This is a genomic window from Collinsella sp. SGI.184 (assembly GCF_050313415.1).
GTDB lineage: Bacteria > Actinomycetota > Coriobacteriia > Coriobacteriales > Coriobacteriaceae > Collinsella.
The window spans coordinates 1-12,535 of record NZ_JBNPLJ010000019.1 but is presented as its reverse complement, the minus strand read 5'-3'; the positions used below and the strand labels follow the sequence as shown (position 1 = coordinate 12,535).

Genomic DNA, 12,535 nt, shown 5'->3' with positions numbered 1-12,535 from the left:
CGCTCTGGTGCATGGGGAGGATAGCGGGATGCGAGGCTGCCTGTCTGACTTGGCCTTAGCGCTTCTTCTTGCCCTTCTTCTGCCAGCACTGCTTGCCCTTGTTGTCCTGGGGCTTGTCTGCCTTGTCTCCCTGCTTGGCCTCGGCTGCAGCCTTCTCGGCCTTCATTTTCTTCTTCTTGGTCTCGATGCGGAGCTTTTTGTTGATGCGCGCCTTAAGGAAGGAGCCAAACTGCTCGGCGTCGCCGCGAACAAAGGTGTCCTTGGGGATCGTCACGCCCTGGTCTGCGAACATGGCAACAAAGATGCGCTCGCCGTCGAGTACGTGGTCGAGCTTCTCAAACGGGAAGAACTGCGACTTGCCGCTCTTGCCCCATACCATCAAGCCGTCCTCGTTGGCGGCGACGCGGCGATAGCGGCCACCCATGGACTTGTCGGCCTCGACGGCGTCGATAAAGTCGCGGGCGAGCGTGTGGTGCAGGTTTTTGCTCCACCAGGCCAAAAAGGCGCCGAACACGATCAGGACGACGCCAAACTTGATCCAGTTGCCGCCGGCCACCAACATGCCGATGCCGAGCAGCGCGGCAATTGCCGCGGCGACATACAGCGAGCCGCGACGCCTGGGCGAGGCGACCAAGCGGGCGAAGTCGGTGACGAGGTCGTTTTCGTACTGATACTCGTTGAGGTACAGGATGCCGTCGTCGGCTGCTGCCTGTTTCTCGAGCGCGACCTCGACCTGGTCGGCTGCTTCGGAGGGAACGAGGTTGCTCTCTGCGTCTGCCATGCTCTTTGGACTCCTATCGCGGCGGGCTCGCCGTACGGGTTATTATGAGTGCAGTATGCCGTGCGACCGCATGGCCGTCGCGGCAACAAAACTCAGTATACCCGGGGGAGCACCCATGGAATCGTTGTACCGAAAGTATCGCCCGCTCACCTTCGACTCCGTGGTGGGCCAGCAGCATATCGTCTCGACGCTCGAGCACGCCATCACCGAGGGACGCCTGTCCCACGCGTACCTGTTCTGCGGACCGCGCGGCACGGGCAAGACCACCATGGCGCGCATTCTGGCCAAGGCGCTGCTATGCCGCAATGCCGAGGCGGCGCGCGCCGAGGGCGCAAGCGGCTGCATGCCCGACGGCACTTGCGAAGAGTGCGAGCTCATCGCCGAGGGCAACCACCCCGATGTCTACGAGCTCGATGCCGCAAGCCGTACGGGCGTGGACAATGTGCGCGAGGAGATCATCAACTCCGTTAACTTTGCCCCGGTGCGTGGCAAGTACAAGATCTATATCATCGACGAGGTCCATATGCTCACGACGGCGGCGTTCAACGCGCTGCTCAAGACGCTCGAGGAGCCGCCGGCGCACGTGATCTTTGTGTTGTGCACCACCGATCCGCAAAAGATTCTGGAGACCATCCTCTCGCGCTGCCAGCGCTTCGATTTCCACCGCATCGGCAACGAGGATATCGAGCATCGCCTGTCCTACGTGTGCGAGCAGGAGGGCTTCGATTACGACGACGAGGCGCTGGCAATCGTGGCGCGCCATGCCAAGGGCGGCATGCGCGACGCGCTTTCCACGCTGGAGCAGCTGAGCGTTTTTGGCAACGGCGCCGTGCATGCGGACGATGCCCGCTCGCTTTTGGGCGAGGTTTCGGACCAGATCCTGGGCGAGTTTGCCCGCGCCATCGCCGAGCGTGATATTGCTGGACTCTATGGGCTCATTCGCGCACAGGTCGAGGAGGGCAATGACTTGCTTGAGCTGACGCGCGACCTGGTGGCGCACGTGCGCGACGTGTATGTGGCCTGCGTTGCCGGTACCCGTGCCGAGCTGTTTGAGGGCGGGGCCGAGCAGGCTGAGGCGCTTGCTGCCGAGGCCGCTGCCTTTGGCGGGCATCCGGCCGACCGTCTGGCCCGCGTGCTGACAGTGCTCGACGATGCCGCGTTGGAGATGAGGGGTGCGAGCGACGTGCGCCTGGTGCTCGAGATCGCCTGCACGCGCCTGGCACGTCCCGAGGCCGATCTGACCATTGAGGCCCTGGCCGAGCGCGTGGCACGCTTGGAGGCCATGGTCGCCAACGCCGCGGTGCCGGCGAGCGTGGCTGCTGCTAGTGCTGCGCCTGCGGCTGTCGCGGCTGCACCTGTGGCGACACAACAACCGACGCTGATCTCGGGTGCCCGAGCTGCTGCCCCTGTGGCATCTGCCGCTCCCACTGCTACGCCCGCGCGCCAGGGCGGCATGCCCTGGGATCGCGGCGCCGCCGCTCCGGCGGCCCAGCCCGCGCCGGCCCCCAAGCCCGCTGCGCCTGCGCCTCAGCCTGCCCCGGCTCCGATGCCCCAGCCCACCGCCGCTTCGGCTCCTGCACCTGCCGCTGCGCCGGCGCCTAAGCCCCAGCCCAACACTGCCGCTCAGGTCGCTGCCGCCGGCGCCGCCGAGACCCCTGCGGTCGAGAACGCCGGAGAGCTGCAGCGCAAATGGGCCGAGGTCGTCGAGCGCGTCAAGGCCCAACAACCTTCTTATGCGGCTCTCCTGTTGAACGCTCGCGCTACGGCAGACGATGGTTCTAAGCTCACGGTCTTGTTCCCTACGGCATTTGCTATCAAGATGCTCGGGCGTGCTGATACACAGGCAGTGTTTTTGCCGACAGTCAGTGCGGTCTTCGGTCGTCGCACCGTCGACTATGTCCTGGATGGGGGTGTCAGGCCGGCTCCTCAACATGAGGAGCATTCTCCATCTGCACGGGCTGCGGCATCTGCGGACCCGCAACCCGTGTCCTCGGCGCCCCCTGCATCCTTGAGCGCCAGCGCGACGCAGCCAAAAGCGGCACCGGTAGCGGCACCGATCCCGTCGGTGACTGAACCCGCCGTGTCCAAACCGGCTGCTCCGGTCCCCGCGTCCAAGCCCGCTGCCGCGCCTGCACCAAAGTCATCCGACCTGGCCAAGGCCCCTTGGCTGCGCTCCGACAACCCTGCCGGTGCTCCTGCCACGGGCAAGCTCCCGACCGAGCCCGCGCCCCGAGTGCCCGAGTGCGCGTCTGCTCCCAAGATTCAGCCGTCTGTACAGGCTGCGCCATGGGAATCCGAGCAGGTACCCTACGACGACGCCATGGTCGGCGGCTTCGCCGGCGATGCGAACGGGGAAGATCTTCCTCCGTTCGGCATGCCTGCCGCGGCGCCTGCGCCCAGCCCTGCCGCTTCGGCCGCAGCTCCCGCGGCTGCGACGTCCGCTCCTGCAAGTGACGACGCCCTCGCTGCCCCTTGGGAGTCCAACCCCGGTGCCGGCAGTCCTTTCGGTCACCAGGGCGCAGCCCCGGGCATCCCGCAGACCGAGGACGAGGCCAAAGCCCTCATGCGTAGTGTCTTTGGCCAGTCCACTATCTTCAAGCCGGTGGAGTAACTATGCGGGCGGGTATATACGCCGAGTTGTGAGACCTTGCATAATTCAACCTTGCATAGTCTTGCGCGGCGCGTCACGCTAGAGGACATGTACATCGACTGAGTTAGCGCGACCGCCTCGCTCGTTTGCCCCGCGCCGTGGTACGATTTTTGAGTTTGAAAGTCCCGCCGTGCCCGGCTGCCCTTGCAGCTTGTCGCACGACCACACGTAAAGGAGCCATCATGGCCGGTATGAACATGCAGCAGATGATGAAGCAGGCCCGCAAGATGCAGGAGCAGCTTGCCGCCGCGCAGGAGAACCTCAAGTCCCAGACCGTCGACGCTTCTGCCGGCGGCGGCATGGTCAAGGTGACCGTTAACGGCGAGATGGAGCTCGTCAACCTCACCATCGACCCCGATGCGCTCGATCCCGAGGACGTCGATATGCTGCAGGACATGATTATGGCTGCCGTCAACGAGGCCGTCCGCGGCGTCAACGAGCTCGCCAACAAGCAGATGGGCGCCATCGCCGGCGGCCTCAACATCCCGGGCATGCCGTTCTAAGACGCGCACATATATGAGTGCCAACCATAGTCTGCAAAAACTGCTCGATGAGCTGGGCCGTCTGCCGGGCATTGGCCCCAAATCGGCCCAGCGCATCGCCTACTACCTGCTCGAGGCCGACGCCGAGGAGGCGCGCCGCCTGGCCGAGGCCATTCTAGAGGTTAAGCAGGAAGTGCATTTTTGCAGCCGCTGCTTTAATTACGCCACCGCTGACGAGTGCTCCATCTGCCAAGACTCGATGCGCGACACCACCCGCATCTGCGTGGTGGGTGAGCCGCGCGATGTCCAGGCGATTGAGCGCACGGGCAGCTACCACGGCCTCTACCACGTGCTGGGCGGCGTGATCAGCCCCATGGACAAGATCGGCCCCGAGCAGCTGCACATCCGCGAGTTGCTGGCGCGCTTGGGCCACGAGGACATCCACGAGGTCATTATCGCCACCAACCCCAACATTGAGGGCGAGACCACGGCGAGCTACCTTGCCCGCACCATCAAGCCTCTGGGCGTCGAGGTGTCGCGTCTGGCGAGCGGCCTGCCCGTGGGAGGCGACCTGGAGTATGCTGACGAGCTTACGCTCGGCCGTGCTATCGAGGCCCGTCGTGCGATCTAGGCGGCGTCAGCTCCGCGGCATGTCCCGTCGGCCTGCCGCACGGGGCGCTCATAATTGGGCACGCGTTCATGCATTTGTTGTACAACAAACCTGCTTTTCATCCGCTTATCGCGTGGATGGGTCCACTCGCACCTCGTATTTGCCCATTCGTTGCACAACCTTTTGGGTTCGCTGATACACTCAAATGTGGATATGAAAGAATGCGCCGCTTTTAAGCGGCGTGTTTTTGTTGGAGGAGAACGCATGCGGCCCGCTAGCACTCAGACAAAGCATGGCGCCGCGGTGCGCATTCGACGCCGGCTGGGCCTGGCGCCTCGGGCGTACGTGCTGCTGTCTTGCTCGCTCGTGCTGGTCATAGCCGGTGTTTCGGCTTATGGCATGACGGTGCCGTCCATGGTACAGGCGCATGCTGCGCGCGAGCTGCATATTGGGCGCAAGGCCAAAAGCGACTTGGGAACGACAACCGGATATGCGTGGGCGAGCGTGGTCTCGCATGTTGTGTTCGGTGGCGACGATGCGGACAGTCCAGAAACATCGGACAACGAGGTCACGCTGGCAAACGGCAAGACCATCGTGCTCACCAACACCAAGGTCATTACGAAGCTTTCCAACAACAGTGTGGCTTCTGTCGTCAATAAGGCCGAGCAGCAGAAGGGGCAGGACGCCCAACAGGCAGGCCAGCCCGGCGGTTCGGGTTCGTCTGGCTCCAGCTCCGATTCGTCGGGCGGCGGTTCCGGTTCGGGCTCCGCCTCTGGCGGTGGATCTTCGAGTGATGGCTCGACGGACGGCGGTGCCGGCGGCGACACGGGCTCGGGTGGTCTCTCGGCTGCCGAGGAGGAGAGTATTCACAGCTGGCTCGTGACCAAATACAACATGCTCGATGGCTATGTCGCCCGCGCCAACAGCGTGGTTTCGACCTATAACGCTACGGGCGATACCGGACCGTGCGACAGCCTGGCCAACGATATGTTTGTCATCCGTGCCGAGTTTGGCCGGCAAACGTTTTCTCCCAAGTCAAAGTGGTATCAGCAATACGCCAACCTATGGGGTTGCTACACCAATCTGTGCCAATGGGTGGGGCATTATGGCGATGACGACGTCGCGCTCAACAACTTCAATACCAAAGTGGCGGCGATCGCCCTATGACGAATAGCCTTGCTTCTGTGGCAACCCAGTCGCTCAGCCGTGATCCCATGGTGGGCCTGCGCCTGGCGCGCGTTGGAGGGTTTGAGCCCGCCATTGCGCTGGGCCCGGACGAGCTTCCCGCCTACCTGCGCCGTTTTACGATGCTGTTTGCCGATGACGCCACCATGCGCCGCGGCGGTATCGGCCGTGTGACGCGTGCCGTCAACGCGCAGGGCGAGGCCGTGGCACTCAAGCAGCTCATCTTACCAACGCGCGACGAATTTGATGACGATGTCGCCCACGAGGCGCTGGTCACCAAGTTCAAGGCGGCGTTTCGCGAGGAATATGAATGCCATCGCGCCCTTTCGGGCCTTAGAGGCTTTCCCCGCCTGTATGGATGGGGCGAGGTTGACGGCGTGCCCGCGATTGTCATGGAGTGGGTCGAGGGCGAGACGCTCGCTCGCCTGCGCTCGCGCCTTGCCGTGGACGATGCCGGGCGTCTGTCGCCGCTCCTGGCGGCGCGCCTGGGTCGCGACCTGTTCGATCTGCTCTGCCGCATGAGCTTGGTAGGCGAGGGGTTCGTCCATCGCGATATCTCGCCCGCTAATATTATGGTGCGCACGGCGCGCCTGCCGCTCGACCGACAGCTTGCCGAAGGCACCTTCGACCTGTGCTTGATCGACTTTGGCTCTTCGCTGGCGCTCGAGCCCGCCTCTGCGGTGGCCGGCACCGGCGGCAAGGCGTCGTTTACCGAGCGCTATGCCACGTTGCGCCGCGCGACGGTGGCCTACGCCCCGCCCGAGATGCTCACCGACGATATCCCCGACCTGCGCATGCTTCGCATGTCGCCGGCAATCGATGTGTATGCAGCGGCGAGTACGGTCTACGAGCTCATCGCCGGTGTCGCGCCGTACGAAGTAGCGCCGGGTGCGTCGGGTACTTCGGGCTCGCGCAAAAAGACGTGCGATATCGCCAGCCCTTATCGCCTCAAGATGGATACGCTGCCCGATTATCCCGTTGGCGCCCACGCGCCCGGCTGCGACTTGACGCAACTGCTGCGACGCGAGCCCGATGTGGCACTTGCCGCGGCCGAACAGGCTCAGCAGCTGGGACTCGATCCAAATTCCGAGGATCTGCGCGATGCGCTGGCGTTTGTCGATGCCCAGTTGTTCGACGTGGTCATGGCCTGCCTGTCCTGCCATCAGGAAGATCGTCCCGAGCCGGCTGCGGTGGAGGCGGCGCTCTCGGCATTTTGCGACCACTATGCGCAAAATGTCGCCCGCTCGCTTCGGGCCGAGCCGCTCATGCCGTGCCCGATGGAGGTATCGGGGCACACGGCCCGGCGTGCGGCGATGGTTGGTGCGACGGCGGTATGCGGCGTGCTTTGGGCTGTGGTCGTGGTATCAGCTGCGCTGTTGGCGTCGGGCGCCCATGTGACGCTCGTCGTAGGACCGCTTATGTGGTCCGGGAAGCTGCCGGCCATTATCGCCGCACTGGCGTTGGCACCGCCGGGCATGGTGGGCATCGCTGCCGGCGCCATGGCACACGATCGTCGCACGGGGTTCCTGCAAGGCGTACTGGCGCTTTCTGCCTGCGAGGTTCCGGTGCTGATCGCGGTTGCATGCACCGTGTTTTCCCAGCGCGCCGTAGCGAGCGGCTTCGTTGCCGCCTTAATTGCAACCTATGCGCTCACGTGGTTTTTGCTGGCGATGGGGTTTGCCTTTGAGCTTCCCGTCGTGTCAGCGCGACGTGCGAAAATTTCCATGGCGACGCCGCTTGCCGGCGGAGCCGCGGCTGCTCGCGCCTTTGGCGGGCCGGCCGAAGTATCCGACACTATCTCTGCGACCAAGGAGGGCTAAGCCATGGCTTCTCAAGCTGAGCTCACCCCGTGCGGGGCAATGTTTGACATCTTTAAGCGCGCAGCGCACCTGAGCCATATCGAACTGTGCGGCCTGGTACTCTCGAGCCGCCCGCTCGTCGACGGCCGTAGTCCGCAGAGCCGTGCTGCCGATCGCTCTTGGGTTTCGCGCTTTATCGTGCGCGCGCCGGTCGGCACGCTGCAGGAACGTTATTTTGCCGATTACGGCACCTCGGCCGCGCGCATTATGTCGCAGCTGGCCCTGCGCCGCCGCAATCCCATGGACGCCACGGCCGTGACCAACATGGTGTGCGGCCCCGCTGGCGAGCCCATGGTGCGGGCACTCGAGGAATGCCATCAGGACACGAATCTCTATCGCAATGCGCTCGAGCGCCTGTCGCAGGCGGCTGAGCTCATGCCCGCCGAGCGCGCCGAGGCCATCCTGGTGCTGTTTGTCGCCGTGGGCTGCTCGGCAGATGTCCGCTCGTCGGTGACCTATGCCCTCGACTACGCTCATGCGACCTGTGGCGGCGCCACGTCGACGCCGCGCTCGCTGAGCACCTCGACGGTCACGGGCGAGCACGAGGCGGCGCCTGCGCACCCGTTGGGACTGCTGCGCGTGCAAAACGGCTACGTGGTGAGCGCCCCGCGCTGGATTCAGCCGAGTGAGGAGGGCGTCGAGATCGGCGCGCTGGCGACGGGGGAGGGTGATATCACCGATGTGGGCGATGACGTTTCGGCTCGCCATGCCCACGTGTGGTGCGATGACCAAAATGTCTGGTACGTCGAGGACCTGTCGTCCACCAACGGAACTGTGGTGGTAAACGGCGCGACGAACGTCTGCACCCAGGTCGAGCCCGGCCGCTCCGCTCAGCTGAACCCCGGTGACGAGCTCAGGCTCGGAGAATCCACAACCTACGCCATCCTCCTCGGCGCCCTCTGACTCATCTCCCAAATAAGTTGCGGTGAAATAGGGACTGTTTAAGGCTACGGCCGGCAAAAACAGTCCCTATTTCACCGCAACTGCCATTTGGTCCCTCGGTGACGGAAGGATTATTTTTGCCCTTGATGGTCGCTCGGGGTAAACCTTTACCGCCCGCCTATATTTGTCGAAATTACACTTGACGTCGGGGTACAATAAACCCGCATGCGGATTTCCGTTGCGGGCGCTTCCCATCACCGGGGCGTGCCCGGGAGCATCCGGCATGCGGCCTTTGCGGCGCTCGATCATGTGCAAGACGGGTAGCTGGGCCTGTGGAGCGCGTGCAGCCTCCTCGCCTCGGCATGCCTTCTCTCCACGCCATGTATCTGCTGCTGAGTCCGCCTGTCAGATGACTGGAAGCAACAGCGAAAATCCCATCACGCCAACATCCCGGTAATCGCCGGGGCCTGTATACCTATATGAGAGGAGAGGGGTATATGGCGCGTAAGTTTAAGTCTATGGACGGCAACGAGGCGGCCGCATATGTTTCGTATGCGTACACCGAGGTAGCGGGAATTTATCCCATTACGCCGTCCAGCCCGATGGCCGACCATGTCGACCAGTGGGCGGCCCAGGGTCGCAAGAACATCTTTGGCACCCCGGTCAAGGTCGTCGAGATGGAGTCCGAGGCGGGTGCAGCCGGTACCGTTCACGGTTCGCTGGGCGCCGGTGCTCTGACCACCACCTACACGGCTTCTCAGGGCCTGCTCCTGATGATCCCGAACATGTACAAGATCGCGGGCGAGCAGCTCCCGGGCGTCTTCCACGTCTCCGCGCGTTGCGTCGCTTCCCACGCCCTGAACATCTTTGGCGATCACTCCGACGTCATGGCCTGCCGCCAGACCGGTTTCGCCATGCTCGCCGAGGGCAACGTCCAGGAGGTCATGGACCTCTCGCCGGTGGCTCACCTTGCCGCCATCGAGGGTAAGACCCCGTTCCTCAACTTCTTCGACGGCTTCCGCACCAGCCACGAGATCCAGAAGGTCGCCATGTGGGACTACAAGGATCTTGCCGAGATGTGCGACATGGACGCCGTCCAGGCTTTCCGCGACCACGCGCTCAACCCTGAGCACCCGCACACCCGCGGCAGCCATGAGAACGGCGACATCTTCTTCCAGAACCGCGAGGCCTGCAACAAGGTCTACGACGAGCTCCCTGCCGTCGTCGAGGGCTACATGAAGAAGATCAACGAGAAGCTCGGCACCGATTACGGCCTGTTCAACTACTACGGCGCTCCCGATGCCGATCGCGTCGTCGTGTGCATGGGCTCCTTCTGCGACGTGCTCGAGGAAGTCATCGACTACCTCAACGCTCACGGTGAGAAGGTCGGCCTGGTCAAGGTTCGCCTGTTCCGTCCGTTCTCCATCAAGCACTTCGTGGACGTTCTCCCCGAGACCGTCCAGAAGATCGCCGTCATGGACCGCACCAAGGAGCCGGGTTCCATCGGCGAGCCGCTCTACCAGGACGTCGTCTCCGCTCTCTACGAGGCCGGCAAGACGGGTATCAAGGTCGTCGGCGGCCGTTACGGCCTGGGCAGCAAGGACACGCCTCCCGCGTCCGCGTTTGCCGTCTTCGAGGAGCTCAAGAAGGACGAGCCCAAGCGCGAGTTCACCATCGGCATTGTCGATGACGTGACCAACCTGAGCCTGCCCGAGGCCGAGGATGCGCCCAACACCGCAGCTCCCGGCACCATCGAGTGCAAGTTCTGGGGTCTGGGTGGCGACGGTACCGTCGGCGCCAACAAGAACTCGATTAAGATCATCGGCGACCACACCGACAAGTACGTTCAGGCCTACTTCCAGTACGACTCCAAGAAGACCGGCGGCGTTACCGTCTCGCACCTGCGCTTTGGTGATTCCCCGATCCGCTCGCCGTACTACGTGACCAAGGCCGACTTTGTCGCTTGCCACAACCCCAGCTACATCGTCAAGGGCTTCAAGATGGTCCGCGACGTCAAGCCTGGCGGCACCTTCCTGGTCAACTGCCAGTGGAGCGACGAGGAGTTCGCCGAGCACATGTCCGCCGTGGCCAAGCGCTACATCGCGAACAACAACATCAACGTCTACCTGATCGACGCTATCGACCTGGCCGCCAAGGTTGGCATGGGCAAGCGCACCAACACGGTGCTCCAGTCCGCCTTCTTCGCGCTGGCCAAGGTCCTGCCCGCCGAGGACGCCCTGCAGTACATGAAGGACGCGGCTACCAAGTCCTACATGAAGAAGGGCCAGGCCATCGTCGACGCCAACCACAAGGCCATCGATGCCGGCGCTACCGCCTTCCGTAAGTTCGAGGTTCCGGCCGACTGGGCTACCGCCGAGGACGCCGCTCCTGTCGAGCTTTCCGAGGAGACCAAGTCCGCTATCGCCCAGCAGGTCAAGAACCTGCTCGAGCCCATCGATCGCATGGATGGCGACAGCCTGCCCGTTTCCGCCTTCGTCGATTGCGCCGACGGCCAGTTTGAGCTGGGCGCCTCCGCATACGAGAAGCGCGGCGTCGCCGTGGTCGTTCCTCACTGGGACGAGACCAAGTGCATCCAGTGCAACCAGTGCGCCTATGTGTGCCCGCATGCCACCATCCGTCCGTTCGCGATGACCGAGGACGAGGCTGCTGCCGCGCCCGAGGCTACCCGTACGCTCGACGCCATGGGTCCCAAGGCCAAGGGCATGAAGTTCACCATGGCCGTGTCCCCGCTCGACTGCATGGGCTGCACCAACTGCGTCAAGGTCTGCCCCAAGGGCGCCCTCGAGATGGCTCCCGCCGAGCAGGAGATGGATCAGCAGCCCGTTTGGGACTACATGGTCAAGAACGTCTCCGAGAAGAAGGAGCTCATCGCGGCCAACGTCAAGGGCAGCCAGTTTAAGCAGCCCTACCTGGAGTTCTCCGGCTCCTGCGCCGGCTGCGCCGAGACCGCTTATGCACGTCTGGTGACCCAGGTCGCCGGCGACCGCATGTTCATCTCCAACGCCACCGGCTGCTCCTCCATTTGGGGCAACCCCGCTGCCACCGCTCCTTACTGCAAGGACAAGGACGGTCACGGCCCGGCGTGGAACAACTCCCTGTTCGAGGACAATGCTGAGCACGGTCTGGGCATGGCCATCGGTTACGAGGCCGTCCAGAATAAGCTGATCGCCGCCACCCAGGAGCTCATCGCCGCTGACGGTCCGTCCGACGAGCTCAAGGCCGCCGGTCAGGCTTGGATCGACTCCGTCAACGACGTCGAGGCCTCCAAGACTGCTGCTGCCGCCTACGTTGCCGAGCTCGAGAAGTGCGGCTGCGACGCTTCCAAGGCGATCCTCGCCGACAAGGCTTACCTCACCAAGAAGTCCTTCTGGATCTTCGGTGGCGACGGTTGGGCCTACGACATCGGCTTCGGTGGTCTGGACCACGTCCTGGCTTCTGGCCACAACGTCAACGTCTTCGTCTTCGACACCGAGGTCTACTCCAACACCGGCGGTCAGGCCTCCAAGGCTTCGAACCTGGGCCAGGTTGCTCAGTTCGCCGCTGCCGGCAAGGTGACCAAGAAGAAGTCTCTGGCCGAGATCGCTATGAGCTATGGTTACGTCTACGTGGCGCAGGTCGCCATGGGCGCCAACCCGGCTCAGACTCTCAAGGCCATCCACGAGGCCGAGGCCTACGACGGCCCGTCCCTCATCATCGGCTACAGCCCCTGCGAGATGCACTCCATCAAGAAGGGCGGCATGCAGAACTGCCAGGCCGAGATGAAGAAGGCTGTCGAGTGCGGTTACTGGAACCTCTTCCGCTTCAACCCCGAGGCTGCTGCCGGCAAGAAGTTCTCGCTCGATTCCAAGGAGCCCGCGGGCGGCTATCAGGAGTTCCTGATGAACGAGGCCCGTTACGCTTCGCTGACGCGTTCCTTCCCCGAGCGCGCCGAGGAGCTCTTCAAGGAGAACGAGCAGGCCGCTATGGACCGCTACGCTCACCTGCTGAAGCTCAAGACGGTGTACAACGAGGCCTAGGTCTCCCACCGCAGGATCTGAGGGCTAACCTTCGCGGACGTCCTCGGAT

The 12,535-nt window shown here is 63.7% G+C and carries 8 protein-coding genes; 7 read left to right on the top strand and 1 reads right to left on the bottom strand.

All coding sequences use genetic code 11. From position 1 onward, the window contains the following. Nucleotides 1-55: 55 nt before the first annotated feature. On the bottom strand, nucleotides 56-781 hold the full coding sequence (locus ACQRAJ_RS07075) for a hypothetical protein (protein ID WP_427748169.1): 726 nt from the start codon (nucleotides 779-781) through the stop codon (nucleotides 56-58). A gap of 115 nt (nucleotides 782-896) precedes the next feature. Here ACQRAJ_RS07075 and dnaX point away from each other — a divergent pair, with 115 nt between their 5' ends. From dnaX to nifJ, 7 genes are all read left to right on the top strand, one after another. Then, nucleotides 897-3,392 carry a DNA polymerase III subunit gamma/tau gene (dnaX, locus tag ACQRAJ_RS07070; RefSeq protein WP_427748168.1) on the top strand — a complete coding sequence of 832 codons (2,496 nt, stop codon included), beginning with the start codon at nucleotides 897-899 and terminating at the stop codon, nucleotides 3,390-3,392. Nucleotides 3,393-3,613: 221 nt separating this feature from the next. Continuing rightward, a complete protein-coding gene (locus tag ACQRAJ_RS07065; RefSeq protein ID WP_427719331.1) occupies nucleotides 3,614-3,934 on the top strand; it encodes a YbaB/EbfC family nucleoid-associated protein in 321 nt (106 codons plus the stop codon). Between the two features lie 13 nt (nucleotides 3,935-3,947). Continuing rightward, on the top strand, nucleotides 3,948-4,544 hold the full coding sequence (recR, locus tag ACQRAJ_RS07060) for a recombination mediator RecR (RefSeq protein WP_099432550.1): 597 nt from the start codon (nucleotides 3,948-3,950) through the stop codon (nucleotides 4,542-4,544). A gap of 243 nt (nucleotides 4,545-4,787) precedes the next feature. Further along, on the top strand, nucleotides 4,788-5,690 hold the full coding sequence (locus tag ACQRAJ_RS07055; RefSeq protein WP_427727397.1) for a hypothetical protein: 903 nt from the start codon (nucleotides 4,788-4,790) through the stop codon (nucleotides 5,688-5,690). Further along, a complete protein-coding gene (locus ACQRAJ_RS07050; protein WP_427727399.1) occupies nucleotides 5,687-7,528 on the top strand; it encodes a serine/threonine protein kinase in 1,842 nt (613 codons plus the stop codon). The genes ACQRAJ_RS07055 and ACQRAJ_RS07050 overlap by 4 nt, the downstream gene beginning before the upstream one ends. 3 nt (nucleotides 7,529-7,531) lie before the next feature. Continuing rightward, nucleotides 7,532-8,470 carry an FHA domain-containing protein gene (locus tag ACQRAJ_RS07045; protein ID WP_154518466.1) on the top strand — a complete coding sequence of 313 codons (939 nt, stop codon included), beginning with the start codon at nucleotides 7,532-7,534 and terminating at the stop codon, nucleotides 8,468-8,470. 476 nt (nucleotides 8,471-8,946) lie between these two features. After that, nucleotides 8,947-12,486, top strand: coding sequence for a pyruvate:ferredoxin (flavodoxin) oxidoreductase (nifJ, locus tag ACQRAJ_RS07040; protein WP_427748167.1), 3,540 nt, complete (start codon nucleotides 8,947-8,949; stop codon nucleotides 12,484-12,486). Nucleotides 12,487-12,535: the final 49 nt, after the last annotated feature.

Excerpts from the sequence above, each read along its gene's own strand:
- ACQRAJ_RS07075 (WP_427748169.1), bottom strand. The coding sequence starts at position 781 with ATGGCAGACGCAGAGAGCAACCTCGTTCCCTCCGAAGCAGCCGACCAG.
- dnaX (WP_427748168.1), top strand. The coding sequence starts at position 897 with ATGGAATCGTTGTACCGAAAGTATCGCCCGCTCACCTTCGACTCCGTG.
- ACQRAJ_RS07065 (WP_427719331.1), top strand. The coding sequence starts at position 3,614 with ATGGCCGGTATGAACATGCAGCAGATGATGAAGCAGGCCCGCAAGATG.
- recR (WP_099432550.1), top strand. The coding sequence starts at position 3,948 with ATGAGTGCCAACCATAGTCTGCAAAAACTGCTCGATGAGCTGGGCCGT.
- ACQRAJ_RS07055 (WP_427727397.1), top strand. The coding sequence starts at position 4,788 with ATGCGGCCCGCTAGCACTCAGACAAAGCATGGCGCCGCGGTGCGCATT.
- ACQRAJ_RS07050 (WP_427727399.1), top strand. The coding sequence starts at position 5,687 with ATGACGAATAGCCTTGCTTCTGTGGCAACCCAGTCGCTCAGCCGTGAT.
- ACQRAJ_RS07045 (WP_154518466.1), top strand. The coding sequence starts at position 7,532 with ATGGCTTCTCAAGCTGAGCTCACCCCGTGCGGGGCAATGTTTGACATC.
- nifJ (WP_427748167.1), top strand. The coding sequence starts at position 8,947 with ATGGCGCGTAAGTTTAAGTCTATGGACGGCAACGAGGCGGCCGCATAT.